15 protein-coding genes are annotated in these 18,123 nt (G+C 74.9%); 7 read left to right on the top strand and 8 right to left on the bottom strand.

What is annotated here, in order from left to right:
• Positions 1-25: 25 nt before the first annotated feature.
• Together OG994_RS00920 and serS are read left to right on the top strand one after the other, a co-directional pair.
• Positions 26-1,102, top strand: coding sequence for a DNA polymerase III subunit beta family protein (locus tag OG994_RS00920; RefSeq protein ID WP_328853635.1), 1,077 nt, complete (start codon positions 26-28; stop codon positions 1,100-1,102).
• Between the two features lie 82 nt (positions 1,103-1,184).
• Positions 1,185-2,471, top strand: a complete 1,287-nt coding sequence (gene serS / locus OG994_RS00915; protein ID WP_120330336.1) for a serine--tRNA ligase — start codon at positions 1,185-1,187, stop codon at positions 2,469-2,471.
• A gap of 156 nt (positions 2,472-2,627) precedes the next feature.
• Here serS and OG994_RS00910 read toward each other — a convergent pair whose 3' ends face one another.
• Positions 2,628-4,094: an NADH-ubiquinone oxidoreductase-F iron-sulfur binding region domain-containing protein gene (locus OG994_RS00910; protein ID WP_328851911.1), complete on the bottom strand. Its 1,467-nt coding sequence runs from the start codon at positions 4,092-4,094 to the stop codon at positions 2,628-2,630.
• On the bottom strand, positions 4,091-5,830 hold the full coding sequence (locus tag OG994_RS00905; protein WP_328851910.1) for a hypothetical protein: 1,740 nt from the start codon (positions 5,828-5,830) through the stop codon (positions 4,091-4,093). Before OG994_RS00905 ends, OG994_RS00910 begins: the two co-directional genes overlap by 4 nt.
• Before the next feature lie 282 nt (positions 5,831-6,112).
• Here OG994_RS00905 and OG994_RS00900 point away from each other — a divergent pair, with 282 nt between their 5' ends.
• Together OG994_RS00900 and OG994_RS00895 are read left to right on the top strand one after the other, a co-directional pair.
• Positions 6,113-7,558, top strand: a complete 1,446-nt coding sequence (locus OG994_RS00900; RefSeq protein ID WP_328851909.1) for an alpha-amylase — start codon at positions 6,113-6,115, stop codon at positions 7,556-7,558.
• A gap of 161 nt (positions 7,559-7,719) precedes the next feature.
• On the top strand, positions 7,720-8,637 hold the full coding sequence (locus tag OG994_RS00895; RefSeq protein WP_328851908.1) for a L,D-transpeptidase: 918 nt from the start codon (positions 7,720-7,722) through the stop codon (positions 8,635-8,637).
• Between the two features lie 63 nt (positions 8,638-8,700).
• Here the strand turns inward: OG994_RS00895 and OG994_RS00890 are convergent, their stop codons facing one another.
• The 5 genes from OG994_RS00890 to OG994_RS00870 form a co-directional block, all read right to left on the bottom strand.
• Positions 8,701-9,324: a response regulator transcription factor gene (locus tag OG994_RS00890; RefSeq protein ID WP_328851907.1), complete on the bottom strand. Its 624-nt coding sequence runs from the start codon at positions 9,322-9,324 to the stop codon at positions 8,701-8,703.
• The gene (locus OG994_RS00885) at positions 9,321-10,448 is read right to left on the bottom strand and encodes a sensor histidine kinase (RefSeq protein WP_147427277.1); all 1,128 of its coding nucleotides are present in this window, start codon (positions 10,446-10,448) and stop codon (positions 9,321-9,323) included. Before OG994_RS00885 ends, OG994_RS00890 begins: the two co-directional genes overlap by 4 nt.
• A 26-nt stretch (positions 10,449-10,474) precedes the next feature.
• Positions 10,475-11,281 (bottom strand): ABC transporter permease, encoded by an 807-nt coding sequence (locus tag OG994_RS00880; RefSeq protein WP_328851906.1) that lies wholly within the window; start codon positions 11,279-11,281, stop codon positions 10,475-10,477.
• Positions 11,282-11,283: 2 nt separating this feature from the next.
• The gene (locus OG994_RS00875; protein WP_120330329.1) at positions 11,284-12,183 is read right to left on the bottom strand and encodes an ABC transporter ATP-binding protein; all 900 of its coding nucleotides are present in this window, start codon (positions 12,181-12,183) and stop codon (positions 11,284-11,286) included.
• Between the two features lie 108 nt (positions 12,184-12,291).
• Positions 12,292-13,758, bottom strand: a complete 1,467-nt coding sequence (locus tag OG994_RS00870; RefSeq protein ID WP_328851905.1) for an MFS transporter — start codon at positions 13,756-13,758, stop codon at positions 12,292-12,294.
• Between the two features lie 111 nt (positions 13,759-13,869).
• On the opposite strand from OG994_RS00870, the gene OG994_RS00865 reads away from it, so the two are divergent.
• The 3 genes from OG994_RS00865 (at position 13,870) to OG994_RS00855 (ending at position 16,823) form a co-directional block, all read left to right on the top strand.
• On the top strand, positions 13,870-14,586 hold the full coding sequence (locus OG994_RS00865) for a TetR/AcrR family transcriptional regulator (RefSeq protein ID WP_328851904.1): 717 nt from the start codon (positions 13,870-13,872) through the stop codon (positions 14,584-14,586).
• A 179-nt stretch (positions 14,587-14,765) separates the two neighbouring features.
• A complete protein-coding gene (locus tag OG994_RS00860; RefSeq protein WP_328851903.1) occupies positions 14,766-15,620 on the top strand; it encodes an alpha/beta hydrolase in 855 nt (284 codons plus the stop codon).
• A gap of 57 nt (positions 15,621-15,677) precedes the next feature.
• Positions 15,678-16,823: a site-2 protease family protein gene (locus tag OG994_RS00855; protein ID WP_120330327.1), complete on the top strand. Its 1,146-nt coding sequence runs from the start codon at positions 15,678-15,680 to the stop codon at positions 16,821-16,823.
• 4 nt (positions 16,824-16,827) lie between these two features.
• On the opposite strand, the gene OG994_RS00850 is transcribed toward OG994_RS00855, so the two are convergent.
• A complete protein-coding gene (locus tag OG994_RS00850; RefSeq protein WP_328853634.1) occupies positions 16,828-18,066 on the bottom strand; it encodes an FAD-binding protein in 1,239 nt (412 codons plus the stop codon).
• Positions 18,067-18,123 lie beyond the last annotated feature (57 nt).

Below are 18,123 nucleotides of genomic sequence, written 5' to 3'. Positions count from 1 at the left end.
AGGATCGGTCGGCGTGGAGAGCGGACTGCGCAGCATCGGCGAGCTGGCCCGGGCCAGTGGCCTCACGGTCAGCGCCCTACGGTTCTACGACTCGGCCGGGGTGCTCGTCCCGGCGCTGGTCGACCCGGTGACCGGCTACCGCTGGTACACCGACGACCAGGTGGCCCCGGCCCGCCTGGTGGCCGGCCTGCGCCGCGTCGGCATGCCGGTCCCCGAGATCGCCGCCGCGGTCCGGTCCGAGCCGGCCGCCGTGCACCGCCTGCTGGACGCGCACCTGCGCCGGCTGGAGGACGGTCTCGCCGACGCCCGCCGGGAGCTCTCCCGCATCCGTACGCTCGTCGGCCCCGAGGAGCCCGCCGTGGCCACCCGCCTGATGTTGTCCCGCACCGACCTGGCGCGGGCCGTGGACGCCGTACGGTTCGCCGTCGGCACCGACCCGGAGCTGCCGGTGCTCACCGGTGTCCTCCTCGACGTCGAGCCCGACGCCGTCCGGCTGGTCGCCACCGACCGGCACCGGCTGGCGCTGGCCCGGGCCGACGCCGCCCGGACGGAGGGGCCGGCGGTCCGGGTCCTCGTCCCGGCCGGCTTCGTCGACGAGGTCCGGGCCCTGCTGGACACCGACGCCGGGAGCACCCCGGAGGCCCACCTGACGGTGGAGGGCACGCGGGTCGCGGTGTCGGTCGCCGGCCGGTCCGCGAGCGCGACGGCCCTGCCGTACGACTTCCCGGACTACCGCCGGCTCGTCCGGGCCGCCACCGGCGACGGTCCGGCGCACCGCATCCCGGTCGACGCGGCGGCGCTGCGGGCCGCGCTGCGCCGCCCCGACGCCCCGACCGTGGCCCGCGACCACGACGGCGTGCCGGTCGCGGTGACCGTGCTCGGCCTCGACGACCGGGGCGGGCTGCGGCTGCTCGACCCGGGCCAGGGCGGTCCGGACGGCGGGCTGCGGATCGGCGTGAACGGCGACTACCTGCTCGACGCGCTGGACGCCGCGGGCGGGCCGCAGCTCGTGCTGGAGCTGGACGGCCCCATCGCCCCGCTGGCCGTACGCCGCCCCGACGACGAGGAGTCCTTCTCGATCCTCATGCCGATCCGGCTCTGACCGGCCGGCCCGGGCCGGGGCGGGGCGCGACGGTAGCATCTGGTGGTCCACCCGACTGCCGGACGGAGGCGTACGGAGCAGCATGCTCGACATGGAGTTGATCCGGAAGGATCGCGAGGCGGTGGCGACCGCGCTGGCGAAGCGTCTGGATCCCGCCGAGGTCAACCGGGCGCTGGACGAGATTCAGCGGCTCGACCAGGAGCGCCGTGCCCTGATCGGCGAGATCGACGCCGAGCGGCAGCGCCGCAAGGCGGAGGCGCGGGCGTACGCGGAGGCGAAGCGCGCCGGCCGTGAGCCGGAGGTCGTCGCGTCCGAGACGGGCCGCAAGCAGCTCTCCGAGCTGGAGTCCGAGCTGGACGAGGTGCAGGGCCGGCTGCGTACCGCCATGAGCGAGCTGCCCAACCTGCCCGCCGACGACGTGGTGGCCGGGGGTAAGGAGGCCAACCGGGTCGTCAGGACCTTCGGCGAGCAGCCGACCATCGAGAAGGTCCGCGACCACGTCGAGCTGTCCCGGCTGCTGGGTCTCGTCGACCACGAGCGGGGCGTGAAGCTCGGCGGCTCCGGCTTCTGGATGTACACGGGGATGGGCGCCCGGCTGGAGTGGGCGCTGCTGAACTTCTTCGTCGACGAGAACGTCCGGGCCGGTTACGAGTTCCTGCTGCCGCCGCACCTGCTGCTCGACACCGCCGGGTATGCGGCCGGCCAGTTCCCGAAGTTCTACGACGACGTCTACCACCTCGACCGGGAGTCGGCGCCGCGCGGGCAGTTCCTGCTGCCCACGGCCGAGACGGCCATCCTCGGGGCGTACCAGGACGAGATCCTCGACCGGGCCGCGCTGCCGCTGAAGCGGTTCGCGTACACGCCGTGCTACCGCCGAGAGGCGGCCGGCGCGCACTCCGACGAGCGCGGCACCGTGCGGGGCCACCAGTTCAACAAGGTGGAGATCTTCCAGTTCACGTTGCCCGAGCAGGCGGACGCGGCGCTGGAGGAGATGGTCCGCCACGCCGAGAGCCTGGTGGAGAAGCTGGGGCTGCACTACCAGCGCAGCCTGCTGTCGGCCGGCGACGCCAGCGCGTCCATGCGCAAGACCCTCGACATCGAGGTGTGGATGCCGAGCATGGGCAAGTACAAGGAGGTGTCGTCGGTCTCCTGGGCCGGTGACTACCAGGCGCGCCGGGCGGCCATCCGCTACCGGGAGCCGGGCGGCAAGCAGACCCGCTTCGTGCACACGCTCAACGGCTCGGCGCTGGCCACCAGCCGGCTCCTGCCGGCCGTCCTCGAACAGTTCCAGCAGCCCGACGGCTCGGTGCTGGTGCCCGAGGTGCTCCGCGACCGGCTCGGCACCGACCGCCTAACCCCAGCCCGCTGACCCACCCCCCGCCCCCCGCCCCCGCGCCCGCCTCCCCGCCCCGCCGATCTTGCACTTTCGGCCCTTGATTCGTGGTGAATCGCGGCTTTTGCCGGGGCGGAAACTGCAAGATCGACGGGAGCGGGGCGCGGGGGCGCGGGCGCGGGGGGCTTGGGGCTACTCGGCCTTGGTTAGGCGTAGGGCTAGCTCGGGGCAGACCTTGACGGCCTTCCGGGCGCCCTCGCGCAGCCACGTCGGCACCGGAGTCGGGGGGAAGGCCGGGTAGCCGTTGGCGTCGAGTCGGATGAAGTCCGGCACGACGTGCGCGCACAGCCCGTGCCCGTCACAGCGGGACCAGTCGAGGGTCAGCGTCTGCGGGTTGGGGTCGGGGGCGCCGGGCAGCCCCATCACACCCTTCACCCGCCGACCGCACCCGTCGCCGGTGGAGTGCAGGCGCAGGTCGTCGGCGAAGACCTCGATGGCGGACAGCGCGAACCGCGCCGTGCCGTCGGGGTGGCTGCACGCCCCGCGCCCCTTCACCTCGCCGGCGGCGGCGCGGACGATGTCGGCGGGCTGGCTGCCGGCGACCGCGAGGTCCACGGCCCGGGCGAGGTCGGGCAGGCCCCGCTTGCACGGCCCGCACTGTCCCGCGGACTCGCCGGCCAGGTAGCGCACCACCTGCGCCGCCTCCCCGAGCGGGCAGGTGTCGGCGGCGAGCGGCACGATGATGCCGGCGCCGAGGGTGCCGCCGACCGCGGCCATCCCCTTGCGGGAGATCTCGGCCCGGTCCGCCGCCTCCGCCGTGATCCACTTGCCGTGGTAGCCGCCGGTGAGGATGCCGGGCCCCTCGGGCACCTCGCAGAGGTCGAGGATGTCCCGCAGCGGGGTGCCGGCCGCGCACTCGACCACGGCGGGCCGGCCGGCCGCGCCGGTGACGGTCAGCAGGACGGTGCCGGGTTCGTCGTCCGTGCCGAGCGCCGCGTACTCGTACGCGCCGAGCCGCGCGGCGACCGCGAGCTGGGCGTACGTCTCCGCGTTGGAGAGCAGTGTGGGCAGACCGCTCACGCCGGAGTCGCTGGAGCGCTTCTTGGTGCCGGGCGGGATGTGCGGCAACCCGTTGATGCCGTTGACGAGCGCCCCGCCCTCCCCGGAGATGAACCGGTGCGGGACGGTGACCACGCTCGCCGGCACCGGCATCCGTCGCTCCGCCAGCGCCTCCAGGAGCGAGTCGCGCCCCACGCCGTCGTCGGCGACGCCGATCACGATCTCCTCGGCGTCCAGGGCGTACGCGGCCAGGGCCGCGCCGTCGAGGACGAGGTGGGGCGCCCGGGTGAGCAGCACCTTGTCCTTCCAGCTCGCCGGCTCCCCCTCGGTGGCGTTGACGACCACCACGGCGCCCAGGTCCTGCCGCTCGCAGGACTCCAGCACCGCCCGCACCTTCCGGGCGAACGGGAAGCCCGCGCCGCCCTTGCCCTTGAGCTGGATCCCCTCGGCGAGCCGGAGCAGGCCGGCGGGCTCCAGCGGCCGGACGGGCCCGTGCACCTCCTCGTGCGCGGCCAGGTCCAGCCGGCCGAACTCGGCGAAGCCGGCGGTCAGCCGGGGCTCGCCCACGCAGGCCACCGGGGGCACGGTGGTCCGCTTCACTTCGCCTCACCCCGCAGCCCGGCCCAGTACGCCCCGTCCACCGCCTCGGCGTTGGCCCGGCGCCGGCGCGCCGAACGGCCCTCGCCGGCGGCCCGCCGCGCCCGCCGGGACGCCAGGTCCACGAGCGTCGGGGTGTCGTCGGCCGGCACCTCCTCGGGCACGTACCGGGCCGGCGGGCGCCAGTAGTCCGGCTCCTCCGGCACGTCGTCCTCGGCGCTGTGCCGGCCGCCGCCGCTGCGCGGCATCGCGGAGATCGGCTCGGCGGAGACCGGCCCCGCCGAGATCGGCCCGACCGAGATCGGTGCCGCCGTCACCGGTTCGGCCGACACCGGTTCGGTCTCCCAGCGACGCGGGCTGGTCCACGGCTCCTCCGGCCGGTCGGCGCCGAGCGTCGCGTACCAGGCGTCGTCGGCCTCGCCGCGGTCCTCGGCGCGCCGGCGGGCCGCCGGCGCCGCGCCCCGGCCGCGCCGGGTCGGTTCGGGCTCCTCGGCACGGCGTCGCCGCGACCGCCGCGCCGGCGACTCGTCGGCGCCTCCCGCCACCGGGGCGAACTCGTCGTCCCGCGGCGGCGCGGGCTCGTACTCCTCCTCGCGGTACCGGGCGGCCGGCCGCGCGTCCCGCGAACGCCGGCCGCGACTGGCCGCATCGTCGGCCCGCCCGCGCCGGCCGCCGGGCTCGGCCGCCACCTCGGCCCGCCCACGCCGACCACCGGAGTCGGCCGCCACCTCGGCCCGCCCGCGCCGGCCACCGGACTCGGCGGCGACCTCGGCCCGCCCGCGCCGGCCGCCGGGCTCGCGGAGGCTGCCCGGCTCGGGAACCACGGGAACCGTGAACCGGTCGGCGTCCCGCCGCCGGCCGGCCGCCGGCACGGACAGCTCGGCGGTGGCCTGCGCCCACTCGGCCTCGCGCCGCCGCCGGGCGATCTCGGCGGCCCGGGCCGCGCCCCGGCGGCCCCACCCGGCCAGGACCGACCGGCCGCGGCCGTCCTCGGCCGGTCGCCCGGCGAGCGCCGTGTTCATGGCGGCGGCCTGCTGCTGCTCGCGGCTGCGCCGGCCGAGCGTGACCGAGAGGCGGACCAGCAGCGCCAGCACGACCAGCACCACGCAGGCCAGGTAGCTCAGCACCACCCAGGAGCTGGCGGGCCGCCCGGCGTTGAGGCCGTGGACGAGGGCGAACGGCCAGGAGACGTACGCCGTCGAGTGCAGCGCCCGCCACAGCCACCTCGGGCCGACGCCGGCGAACCGGGCCCGGACGATCCCGGTCCAGAGCACGCTCACCATCAGCAGGGCGGCCACCGTGCCGAGGCCGACGTAGAGCCCGGCGCCGGAGACGAACGGCACCACGGCGTCGGTGCTCGCCGCCCGGCCCGTGGCGATCTTGGTGAGCACGTGGAACCCGAGCCCGACGACACCGAGGACGCCGGTGGCCCGGTGCGCCGACTGGAGCAGTACCCGGTGCCGGATCAGCAGCACGAGCCGGTCGGTGGCGAGCAGGCCGAGCATGACCGTGAGGCTGAGCGCGACCAGGGTCACCACCCCGGCGAAGAACTCGGTGAAGAAGAAGCCGTACGCGTACGCCCGCTGGCCGGCACCGGTCAGCATGACGGCGGCCCACAGCGCGGCGAGCGTGGACACGATCAGCACGCCCACGGCGGACCGGGACGGCGCCCGTACCCCCCGGCTGCTGGTGCTGGTCCGGACCGCCGTCGCCTTCTGGTTCTCCCTGACCCGGGCCATCTGCTCCTCGATCGTCCACGGCGGCGGACCGCCGGCCGACTCCGCTCCCCCCGTCAGTACGGAGCGGGCCCGTGGACGGATCACCGGGGCCGGGGAAATTTCCCGCGCGATCGAACCGCGCGGTGTCCTCGCGCGTGTAGCGGCACCCGAGCGCCGGCGATAGACGAGCATCCATTGACACTCGCTGCAACGCGCTTGTAACCTTTCCGAAAATTTCAGCTCCTGCTGCAAGGTTCCGGCAGCAGCCCCCGCTGCCCCACCCCCGTCCCCCAGGAGTCACCGATGACGCGTCGCCGTCGATGCCGCTCGGCGATCCTCGCCGCCGGCATGCTCGCCAGCCTGCTCGTCCCCACCGCCGTGACGGCGCCCCCGGCCGCCGCAGCCCCCACCGGCAACAAGAAGGTGATCGTCCAGCTCTTCGAGTGGAACTGGCCCTCGGTCGCCGCCGAGTGCCAGAGCACCCTCGGCCCGAAGGGCTACGGCTTCGTCCAGGTCTCCCCACCCCAGGAGCACGTCCGCGGCTCCCAGTGGTGGGTGGCGTACCAACCCGTCAGCTACCGCATCGAGTCCCGCAAGGGCACCCGGGCCCAGTTCCAGGCCATGGTGAACGCGTGCCACGCGGCCGGCGTCAAGGTGATCGTGGACGCCGTGGTCAACCACATGTCCGGGCAGGACGCCGGCGGCACCGGGTGGGCCGGCTCGTCGTACGGCCACTACGACTACCCGGGCACCTACCAGACGCAGGACTTCCACCACTGTGGCCGCAACGGCAACGACGACATCGTGAACTACCAGGACCGCTACGAGGTGCAGAACTGCGAGCTGGTGAACCTCGCCGACCTGAGGACCGAGTCGACGTACGTCCGCGACCGGCTCGCCGCGTACCTCAACGACCTGCTCTCCCTCGGTGTCGACGGCTTCCGGATGGACGCCAGCAAGCACATGCCCGCGGCGGACATCGCGGCGCTCAGGGCGCGGCTCTCCCGCCCCGCGTACCTCGTGCAGGAGGTCATCCACGGCGCGGGCGAGCCGATCCAGCCCGAGGAGTACACCGGAAACGGCGACGTGCACGAGTTCCGCTACGGCCGGGACCTGGCCCGGGTCTTCCGGTCGGAGCGGCTGGCCTACCTGCGCAACTTCGGCGAAGGCTGGGGCCACCTGCCCAGCGGCTCGGCGGCGGTGTTCGTCGACAACCACGACACCCAGCGCGACGGCGGGGTGCTCACCTACCGCGACCGGGGCATCTACGCGCTGGCCAACGCCTTCATGCTGGCCTGGCCGTACGGCTCCCCGACGGTGATGTCGAGCTACACCTTCGGCAACCGCGACCAGGGGCCGCCCTCGGACGGCGCCGGCCGCACGCTGAACACCACCTGCTACTCCGGCTGGGAGTGCGAGCACCGCTGGCCGGTGATCGCCAACATGGTCGGCTTCCGCAACGCCACCGAGGGGGCCGGCGTCGCCAACTGGTACGACAACGGCAACAACCACATCGCGTTCAGCCGGGCCGGCAAGGGCTACATCACCATCAACGACGAGGACCACGCCATCACCGGGCGCTCCTACCACGCCGGGTTGCCCGCGGGCCGCTACTGCGACGTCATCCACGGCACCTGGAGCAACGGCTCCTGCAGCGGGCCGGTGATCACCGTGGACGGCAACGGATGGTTCGCCGCCGACATCCCGGCGCACGACGCGGTCGCCATCCACGTCGGCGCCCGCCTGTAGCACCGGACCGGGCGGTCCACCGGCCCACGCGCCGGCCGGACCGCCCGGCCACCCCGGCCCGCCCGGGCCGTGCCACGCCCGGCCGGTGCGCGCGCCGGTCCGCACGGCGCGTTTCGCGGCATCGGCCTGTTCGGGGCGTTGATACCTCGTACAGTGCCTTTGTGCCGTTTGACCGAATGAGCCCTCGGGGCCGTCGGGGCTGGATCGCCGCCGGCCTCGGCGTACCGGCGCTGCTCGTGACCGCGCTGCTCACCGGCCTGGCCCTGACGCCCCGGGCGGAGCCGGTGGCCCGGCAGGCCGCACCGGCCACGTCCGTGCCCGGGCCCGAGCCGAGCGACGTCGACCAGGGCGCCGAGGAGACCGTGCCGCCCGCCGCGCCGGCGCCGCCCGGGCTGCCGGTGGTCACGTACGATCCCGCGCCCGCCGGCTTCCCGGCCGATCCCGCCACCATGGACACCACCCCGCTGACGGAGGCGCTGCGACCCAGCCGGAAGATCGCGGCGTACGACGCCCCGGGCGGGCGGCCGGTGGCGTACCTCGCCCCGACCATCAGCGGCGTCGACCTCACCATGCCGATCGCCGAGCGCCGCGCCGGATGGACGGCCGTGCTGCTCCCCTCGGCCAACCGCCGGCTCGCCTGGCTCCCGCCCGGCGGGTTCACGACGGTGCCGCTGCGCGACCAGATCGTCGTGGAGCGCCGCCACCACCGGCTCACCTGGTACCGGGCCGGGCGGGCGGTGCGGTCGTGGGAGGTGAGCCTCGGCCAGCGCGGGCAGGAGACGCCGCTGGGCCGCACCTTCATCCTGGGCCGCACCCCGCCGCCGCAGGACGTGTACGGCGGGGTGGACATCTTCGCCCTCGGCTCGGTGCCCGACGACCCGGACGCGGTGCCGACCGGCCTGCGCGGGGCGCACATCGGCCTGCACACCTGGTACCACGACGGCGAGCTGGGCGAGAACACCACGAACGGCTGCATCCGGCTGACCCGCAGCGGGCAGCGGGAGCTGCTCGCCGAGGTACGCCCCGGCAGCAGCGTCGTGGTGGTCGAGGAGCTGCCCGAACCACCCCCCACGGCCTGAGCGCCCCGCCTCCCCTCTCCGTCCGGCGCGAAGGACCGGGACCACAGCGCCGGCGGGGCGGGTTCAGTCGCCCAGCAGCCAGCCGTTCTGCTCGGCGATCCGCACGGCCTCGGCCCGGTTCCGGGCGCCGGTCTTGCCGATGGCCGCCGACAGGTGGTTGCGCACCGTCCCCTCCGACAGGTGCAGCGCGGCGGCCAGGTCGGCGACCGTACCCCCGTGGCGGGCCGCGCGCAGCACGTCGGTCTCCCGCTCGGTGAGCGGGCTCGCGCCCGTGGCCAGCGTCTCCGCCGCCAGCGTCGGGTCGACCACCCGGAGCCCGGCGTGCACCCGGCGCACCGCCTCGGCGAGCTGCCGGGCCGGGGTGTCCTTCACCACGAACCCGTTGGCGCCAGCCTCCATGGCCCGCCGCAGGTAGCCGGGGCGGCCGAACGTCGTCACCACCAGCACACGGCAGGTCGGCAGCGCCGCGCGCAGGGCGGCGGTGGCGGCGATCCCGTCGAGCCCCGGCATCTCCACGTCGAGCAGCGCCACGTCCGGCGTGGTCCGCCGCGCCTCGGGCACCACCTCGTCGCCCCGGCCCACCTCCGCCACCACCGTGAGGTCCGGTTCGAGGGAGAGCAGCGCGGCCAGCGCGCCGCGGACCAGCGCCTGGTCGTCGGCGAGCAGCACCCGGATCGGCTCGCTCACCGGGCACCCGCCGGCAGGCCGACCCGCAGCACGAAGCCGGGCCCGTCCGGGCGCCGGCCGACGGTCACCGTGGCGTCGAGCCGCTGCGCCCGCTCGCGCAGGCCGACCAGGCCGTGCCCGGCCGTCGCGGCCTCCGCCGTCGGGCCCCGCCCGTCGTCGCTGACCTCCACGGCGTCCGGGCGCACCCGGACCGTGCAACGCCGTGCTCCGCTGTGCCGGACCACGTTGGTCACCCCTTCCCGTACCGCCCACGCGAACAGTTGGTCCCGCTCCGGCGGCAGCGCCGGCAGCTCGGCCGGCAGGTCGGCGGCGATGCCCGCGGCGGCCAGCGCGGTACGGGCGCCGGCCAGCTCCTCGACCAGCCGCACGTCGCGGTACGCCCCGACGGTCCGCCGTACGTCGGCCAGCGCCGCGCGGGCGAGCTGCTCGACCTCGGCGATCTCCGTGGCCGCCCGGGCCGGGTCCACCTCCACGAGCCGTCCCGCCAGCTCGGCCTTGATCGCCACCACCGTGAGCGAGTGGCCCAGGATGTCGTGCAGGTCCCGCGCCGTCCGGGCCCGTTCCTCGGCGACCGCCAGCCGGCGGATCTCCTGTTGCGCCGCGCGCAGTTCGCCGTTGCGCTGGGCCAGGGCGGACACCCCGAACATGGCGAACGAGGCGAGCAGGACCGCGAAGACGATGGTGCTCTCCGTCGCCCAGGCGGGCACCAGGTAACTCAGCACGACCGGCACCAGCACGGCCAGCACCACGACGACCAGCGCCCACACCCGGGGCAGCAGGAACACCGCGGCCGCGGCGACGAAGACCAGCGTGGTCATCCAGTCCCCGTCGGTGCCCGGGATGCCGAGCACGCCGAGGGCGAGCAGCCCCAGCAGGCCCGCCACGGCCGGCGCCGGCGGGATCGGCCGGTTCCGCTGCCGATGCGAGCGGGCCCACTCGAACAGCAGCACGTACGCCACGCCGAAGGCGATCAGCGTGCCCACGCCGAGCGCCCTGCGCCAGATCTCGTCCTGGCGCAGGGCGGTGGCCAGCGGCACGTTGAGGAAGAACAGCCAGACGGCGGCCAGCAACCAGCCGAGGAGCCGCCACTTGCGGCCCACCGGCTGGTACGGGCCCGTCGTCATCGCGTCCACGCTAGCGGTCGGCGCGGTCAGACCCGCGCGGTGTCCCGGCGGAACAGCCGGGCGGCGCCGACCGCGAAGACGACCGTCCACACGGTCAGGTTGGCGATCGCCCCCGTACTCACCCCGTCGCCGGTCAGCGGGGCGCGGGCGAGTTCACCGACGCCGTAGACCGGGGTGAACCGCGCGACGTGCTGGAGCACGTCGGGCAGCACCTCGAGCGGGACGAAGAGTCCGCCGAACATGGCCAGCACGGCCAGGATCGGGCCGATGAACTGCATGACGTTCTCCGCCGGGAACAGGTAGCCGACGAAGAGGCCGAAGGCGGCGAAGACGAGCGAGCCGAGCCAGGCGCCGAGGCCGGTGAGCAGCCACACGTCGGCGGACAGGCGCACGCCGGCGGCGGCGCCCACGGCGAACTCGACGCAGACGGCGATGAGGCCGAGGGCCATCGCGGTGACCACCTTCATGGCGACGTACGCGGTCGGGCGCAGCGGCGTGAGCCGCAACTGCCGGCTCCAGCCCAGTGCCCGCTCGGTGGCGACCGCCGCGCCGATGCTGGTGGTGGCCACCATGGCCGCGTACACGGCCAGGCTGACCATGATGTACGCGATCACCGAGTTGCCGCTGTCGAGCTGCTGCCCGCGCTGCGGCAGGCCGAAGATGAGGAAGAAGACGGCCGGCATGATGAGCGTGAACGCGAGCGTGCGGCGGTTGCGCAGCACCCGGCGCAGCTCGATGCGGAGCGCGGCCGGGGAGAACCCGCCGAGGGCGGGCGGCCGCCGGTCGGCCTGGACGCCGCGGTCGGTGGCGGTGGTGGGCAGGGCGGTGGTCATCGTCAGGCTCCGGTCTGGTCGGTCGTGAGGGCGAGGAAGGCGTCCTCGAGGTTGCGGGAGGTGATCTCGACGTCCCGCGCCTCGGTCCGCGTGAGCAGGTGCCGGGCGATCCGGTCGGAGTCGGAGGTGTGCACGAGCACGCTGTCGCCGCGTACCTCGACGGCGTCGACGCCGGGCAGCGCGGCGAGCGCGGCCTGGTCGGCGCCGGGGAGGGTGGCCCGGACGAGCCGTCCGGCGGCCAGGTTCTTGATCTCGGCGGTGGTGCCGTCGGCGACGATCCGCCCCTGCCGGACGAGCACGATCCGGTCGGCGTACGCGTCGGCCTCGTCGAGGTAGTGGGTGGCGAAGATGACGGTCCGCCCGGACCGGGCGTCGTGCCGCAGCGCCTGCCAGAACTCGCGCCGCCCCTCGACGTCCATGCCGGTGGTCGGCTCGTCGAGCACCATGAGGTCCGGGTCCGGCAGCAGGGCGAGCGCGAAGCGCAGCCGCTGCTGCTGGCCGCCGGAGCAGCGCCCGACGACCCGGTCGGCGATGTCGGTGATCCCGGCCCGCTCGAGCACCTCCTCGGCGGAACGGCTGTGCCGGTAGAAGTTGGCGGTCAGGCGCACGGTCTCACCGACGGTCAGGTCCTTGAGCAGCCCGCCGGTCTGGAGCACCGCGGCGACCCGGCCGCGGGCGATCGCGTCCGCCGGGCTGCCGCCGAGGATCCGCGCCGACCCGGCGTCCGGGCGGGCCAGGCCGAGCAGCATGTCGATGGTGGTGGTCTTGCCGGCGCCGTTCGGGCCGAGGAAGGCGACCACCTCGCCGGGCTCGACCCGCAGGCTCAGCCCGTCGACGGCGGTGACGGCGCCGAAGGTCTTGGTGAGGCCGCTCAGCTCGACGGCCGCGTGCGTACTGGTCATGGCAGCCATGCTCCGGCGGGCCCGGCGCCCGCGCCCCGAGCGGCCGTCACGTTCCGGCCATGACATTTGTCAGGGCGGGGGCGACCTCGGCCGCCCCCGCCCGTCGGGTCAGTGCTGGCCCGGTTCCGGCTCCCGGGCCTGCCGGGGCAGCAGGAACGCCGCCGCCACCGTGACCGCGAGCAGCGCGGCCTCCACCCAGAGCGTGGCCCGGACCGCGCTGCCCGCGCCGTCGTCGGGCAGCCGGGCGAAGAAGACGGTGCCGAGCAGCGCCACGCCCAGCGCGCCGCCGAGCTGCTGCACGGCGGTGAGGGTGCCGGAGGCCGAGCCGGTCTCGGCCGGTTCCACCCCGGAGAGCACGATGTCGAAGAACGGGGCCATCACGAGGCCCATCCCGAACCCGACCACGAGCAGCGCCGGGACCAGCCGCCACGGCGTGACGTCCGGGCCGGCCAGCCGCAGGGTCAGCAGCATCCCGCCGACGCCGGCGAGCACGACGAGCAGGCCGGCGTGGATGAGCGTACGGCCGAGCCGGCGGGCCAGGCCGGCGCCGGCGATCACGAAGGCGATCACCATGCCGAGCGCCTGCGGCACACCGGCCAGGCCGGCGTGCAGCGGCGAGTACCCGAGGCCGAGCTGGAGGTAGAGGCTGAACACCAGGGAGAAGCCGGTGAGGGCGGTGAAGAACGCCAGCCCGGCCACGAGTCCGCCGGTGAACGCCCGGCGCCGGAACAGCGTCGGCACGACGAGCGGGTCGCGGCCGGCGCGCTGGCGGCGTACCTCGTAGCGGGCGAAGATCGCGAAGACGACGGCCGCGGCGGCGAGCATGGCGAACATCCAGCCCGGCCAGCCCTGCTCCCGGCCCTGCACGAGCGGGTAGACGAGCAGCACGGCGCCGACCGCGACCAGCCCGACGCCGGGCAGGTCGAGCCGCGAGGCGTGCGTCGAGCGCGACTCGGGTAGGAAGCGCAGCGCCCCGAGCGTCGCGAGCAGCCCGATCGGCAGGTTGATCAGGAAGATCGCGCGCCAGCCGGTGCCCGCGATGTCGGCGTCGACCAGCCAGCCGGCGAGGATGGGGCCGCCCACCGCGGAGATCCCCATGACCGGGCCGAACGCCCCGAAGGCGGCGGCCATCTCCCGGGGCGGGAAGACCTCCTTGATGATGCCGAGACCCTGCGGGATGAGCACCGCGCCGAACAGGCCCTGCGCCACCCGGGACGCGACAAGCATGCCGGGGGCGACGGAGAGGGCGCAGAGCGCCGAGGCGGCCGTGAAGCCGAGCACCCCGACGAGGAACATGCGGCGGCGGCCGTAGAGGTCGCCGAGGCGGCCGCCGGTGACCAGGCCGACGGCCATGGCGAGCGTGTAGCCGGCGCCGAGCCACTGGATCAGGGTGGCGGAGCCGCCCAGGTCGGCGCGGATCGCCGGGCCGGCGAGGTTGGTGACGAGAGCGTCGAGGAGGTCCATGACCTCCGCGGCGAGGATGACGGCGAGGGCGAGCCACCGCCAGCGGTACGGCGCGGGTGTGGTGTCGGTGGACGGGGCGACGCCCGTCTCCCCCAAGGCGGCCTGGGACATGGGATCTCCTCGGAACCAGAGTCGAACACCGTTCGTTAACGAACACTGTTCTATCAACGAACAGGGTTCGTCGGCAAGTACGATGTTCGTGTCCCCGACCCGGAGGTCCCCGTGAGCGAACTGCCCGACCCGCCCTGGCGCACCCCGTCCCGCGGCCGCACCCGCCGCCCCCTGAGCCAGGAGGCGGTGGTGGACGCGGCGCTGGCCGTCCTCGACCGCGAGGGTCTGGGCGGGCTGAGCATGCGGCGGGTCGCCCAGGAGCTGGGCACCGGCCCGGCCTCCCTCTACGCGCACGTCTCCGGCAAGGAGGAGCTGCTGGAGCTGCTTCTGGACCGGGTGAGCGCCACCATCACCGTCCCCGAACCGGACCCGCGGCGCTGGACGGAGCAGATCAAGGACGTGGCCTGGCAGGCGTACCGCGTGTACGCCGCCAACACCCACCTCGCGCTGGCCTCACTGGCCACCATCCCCACCGGCCCCAACGCGCTGCGGGTCACCGAGGGGATGCTGGCCATCCTGTTCGCCGGCGGCGTGCCGCCCCAACCGGCGGCGTGGTTCCTCGACCGGCTCTTCCTCTACATCGCCGGCGACGCGTACGAGGGGGCACTGTTCGGCGAGAAGGTCCGCGCCTCCGGCAAGGACGTCGGGGGGTACTGGACGGGGATGCTCACGCAACTGCGCGAGTACTACCTCAGCCTGCCGGCCGAGCGCTTCCCGCACACCCTCGCGAACCTGGACGCCCTGATGGCCGGCGGCGGCGACGAGCGCTTCGCGTTCGGCCTCGACCTGCTCGTGCAGGGCGTGGCCCGGTACGCCGAGCCCGCCTGACCGCCCCGCGCACGAGCGCTCCCACCCGAGGCAGACGCGGCCCGTGCCCTGCGCCGGCCCGGGCGCGTCCTCGCCGCGGGACGGCCACCCACCACCCGGCACCGGACCGGCCGGCAGGATTCCCGCCGCGCGAGCCGGGTAACCGCCGGTCCGCACGCGGACACGGGGAGGGGACGCTCATGGGCAGCGCGCCGCAGGGGGACGCCGACACCGTCGTACTGATCCACGGGCTGTGGATGACCCCCCGCAGCTGGGAACACTGGGTCGACCGCTTCACCGCCCGTGGCCTGCGGGTGCTCGCGCCCGCCTGGCCCGGCATGGAGGGCGAGGTCGAGCAGCTGCGCGAGGATCCCACCCCGATCGCCGGGCAGCGGCTCGGCCGGATCGTCGACCACTACGCCCGTACCATCCGCGGCCTCATGCGCCCGCCGATCATCATGGGCCACTCCTTCGGCGGGCTCGTCACCCAGATCCTGGTCGGCCAGGGGCTCGGCGCGGCCGGGGTGGCCATCCACCCGGCCCCGATCAAGGGGGTCGTCAAGCTGCCCCTGAGCACCCTGCGCTCGGGCTTCTCGATCCTGCGCAACCCGGCCAACCGGCACCGGGCCGTGCCGTTCACCCAGGACGACTTCCACTACGCGTTCGGCAACACCATGAGCCGGGCGGACTCCGACCGGGCCTGGGAGCGCTACGCCGTCCCCGGCGCCGGGCACGTGCTCTTCGAGTCGGTCTTCGCCAACCTCGACCCCAACTCGGCGGCCGAGGTCGACACCCGCCGCGACGACCGGGCCCCGCTGCTCCTGATCGCCGGCGGCGCCGACCACGTGATCCCGCCGGGTGTGGTGCGCAGCAACGCGGCCCTGTACACGAAGTCCCGGGCGCTGACCGCGTACCACCCGTTCCCCGGCCGGTCCCACTTCACCGTCGGTCAGGACGGCTGGGAGGAGGTCGCGGACTACGCGCTCGACTGGGCACAGCACGCGGCCGCCATGCCCCGCGAGTCCACCATCTCCAGCGAGAACCCCCGCCGCTGACGGGAGCCGGACCGCCCGTCTCCGCATGGCGGGGCGCTCACCGGGTACCACCGGACCATGAGGGCGAGTTTCCGGCTCGGCCGGGTCGCGGGTGTACCCGTCGGGGTCAACTGGAGCGTCCTGGTCATCTTCGCGTTGATCTGGTGGGGCCTGTCCGCCAGCCAGTTCCCCCGTTCCTACCCGGACCGTCCGGTGATCCTCTACGTCCTGTCGGGGCTGGTCGCGGCCGTGGTCTTCTTCCTCGGGCTGCTGGCGCACGAGGTGTCCCACGCCATCGTGGCGAAGAACAACGGCCTGGAGGTCGGCGGCATCACCCTCTGGCTGTTCGGCGGGGTGGCCGAGCTGCGCGGCGAGGCGAAGAGTCCCGGCGCGGAGCTGCGGATCGCCGGCATCGGCCCGCTGGTGAGCCTCATCATCGGTGTCGTCTTCGGCGCGTTCGCGATCATCCTGGCCCAGGTCGGGTACCGCGGGCTGCTGCTCGGCGTGCTGGCGTGGCTGGCCGGCATCAACATCCTGCTGGCCGTGTTCAACGTCCTGCCGGCGGCCCCGCTGGACGGCGGCCGGCTGCTGCGGGCGGGGGTCTGGCGCTGGACCGGCGACCGGACGAAGGCGTCGGTGGTGGCGGCGCGGGCCGGCTGGGTGCTCGGCGCGCTGCTCATCGTCGTGGGTCTGTGGCAGTTCATCGCCGGCCGGGGCTTCGGCGGGCTCTGGCTGGCGCTGATCGGCTGGTTCCTCATCGGCGCCGCCGGGATGGAGGAGCGGCAGGCCCGGATGGGCAGCGCCCTCCAGGGTGTCCGGGTGGCCGACGTGATGACCCCGCAGCCGCAGACGGCCTCGGGGGACATGACCGTCGCGGACTTCGTCGACCACTACCTGTTCGCGTACCGGCACTCGGCCCTGCCGCTCACCGAGGACGGGGGCCGGCCCGTCGGCCTCGTGACCCTCGACCGGGTACGCGGCATCCCGGCCGACCGCCGGCCGGCGACCACGCTGGCCGAGGTGGCCTGCCGGGAGGAGCAGCTCGTGCTCGCGACGCCCGACGAACCGCTGAACGAGTTGCTGCCCCGGCTCAGCGAGTGCGCCGACGGGCGCGCCCTCGTGGTCACCGAGGGCAGGCTCGTCGGCATCGTCTCCCCCAGCGACATCAGCCGCGCGGTGCAGCACGGCAGCCTCCGCGACCAGATGGCCGACCGGCCGGGCTGAGCGGTCAGCGCGGGAAGTACCGGTCGAGCAGCGCCGTCCGGAAGACGCCCTCCGGGTCCATCCGGCGCAGCAGGTCGGCGAAGTCCGCGTACCGGGGGTAGGCGGCGGCCACCTGCTCCGGGGCCATGTCGAAGACCTTGCCCCAGTGCGGTCGGGGCCGCCACGGCGCCAGCCGCTCCTCGACGGCCGCCACCACGGGCAGCACGGCGTCGGCGTCGTCGATCCACGTGAAGTGGACGGCGAGGCTGTCGCGGTCGTGGTTCGGGCTGAGCCACAGCGGGTCGGCCGCGACCGCGCGCAGCTCGCAGATCTGCAGCACCGGGGCGATGAGGTGCGCGATCGGGTCGAGCGCCGCGAGCACCTCGGCGGCCGCGGCGCGCGGCACGTGGTACTCCGACTGCAACTCGTCGCCGCTGCTCGGGGTGAAGCCGAGCCGGAAGTGCGGCAGCCGCTCGTGCCAGGGCCCGGGCACACCGAGCTGCCGCGTGCAGTTCTCCGCCGGCATGCCGGGCACCGGGTGCAGGGGCGCGCCGGCCGCCGTCGTACCGAGCCAGCCGGCCGGCGGCGCCGGCTGGTCGGCCCGCTGCTTGCGCCACACCTGGTTGATCCGGGGGGTACGCCAGTCGGTGAAGAGGCTGACGCTGTACGCCGAGGCGAACGCCGGGTCCAGCTCCTCCCGGGGCAGGTTGAGGTGGACGTACTGCCGGATCTCGAAGGCCGGCACGAGGTCGAGGGTGACCCGGGTGACGACGCCGAGCGCGCCGAGGTTGACCACCATGCCGGCGAACGTGTCCCCGTCGGCGTCGCGGTCGACGCGCAGCAGGTCGCCGTCGGCGGTGACCAGTTCGAGCCCCGCCACGGCGGTCGCCAGGTTGCCGTTGCCCTCCCCCGAGCCGTGCGTGCCGGTGGCGACCGCGCCGGCCACCGAGATGTGCGGCAGCGAGGCGAGGTTGGCCAGTGCCCACCCCTCGGCGTGCAGGTGGGTGGCCACGTCCCCGTACCGCAGGGCGGCGGCCACCGTGACGCGCCGCCGCTCCCGGTCGATGCTGATCTCCGGCGGCAGCCCGGCCAGGCTGACGAGGTCGCCGTCGGTGTCCCCCAGCCGGTTGAAGGAGTGCCCGCTGCCCACGGCCCGCACCCGCCGGCTGCCGGCGACCAGCCGCCGCAGCTCGTCGACGCTGGTCGGCCGGTGGTACGCCCGGGCGGAGTACCGCACGTTCCCGGCCCAGTTCCGCCGGGGCACACCGCCGCCGGTCACGCCATCGCCGCCGGTCGCGGCACCGTCGGCGGTCACGGCGCC

It is taken from the genome of Micromonospora globbae, assembly GCF_036184225.1.
Lineage (GTDB): Bacteria > Actinomycetota > Actinomycetes > Mycobacteriales > Micromonosporaceae > Micromonospora > Micromonospora globbae.
This window is presented reverse-complemented; position numbering and strand designations above follow the sequence as displayed.

Coding starts and splice junctions, on each gene's coding strand:
- OG994_RS00905 (WP_328851910.1), bottom strand. CDS start 5,830: ATGGCCCGGGTCAGGGAGAACCAGAAGGCGACGGCGGTCCGGACCAGC.
- OG994_RS00870 (WP_328851905.1), bottom strand. CDS start 13,758: ATGTCCCAGGCCGCCTTGGGGGAGACGGGCGTCGCCCCGTCCACCGAC.
- OG994_RS00885 (WP_147427277.1), bottom strand. CDS start 10,448: ATGACGACGGGCCCGTACCAGCCGGTGGGCCGCAAGTGGCGGCTCCTC.
- OG994_RS00875 (WP_120330329.1), bottom strand. CDS start 12,183: ATGACCAGTACGCACGCGGCCGTCGAGCTGAGCGGCCTCACCAAGACC.
- OG994_RS00900 (WP_328851909.1), top strand. CDS start 6,113: ATGACGCGTCGCCGTCGATGCCGCTCGGCGATCCTCGCCGCCGGCATG.
- OG994_RS00855 (WP_120330327.1), top strand. CDS start 15,678: ATGAGGGCGAGTTTCCGGCTCGGCCGGGTCGCGGGTGTACCCGTCGGG.
- OG994_RS00880 (WP_328851906.1), bottom strand. CDS start 11,281: ATGACCACCGCCCTGCCCACCACCGCCACCGACCGCGGCGTCCAGGCC.
- serS (WP_120330336.1), top strand. CDS start 1,185: ATGCTCGACATGGAGTTGATCCGGAAGGATCGCGAGGCGGTGGCGACC.
- OG994_RS00860 (WP_328851903.1), top strand. CDS start 14,766: ATGGGCAGCGCGCCGCAGGGGGACGCCGACACCGTCGTACTGATCCAC.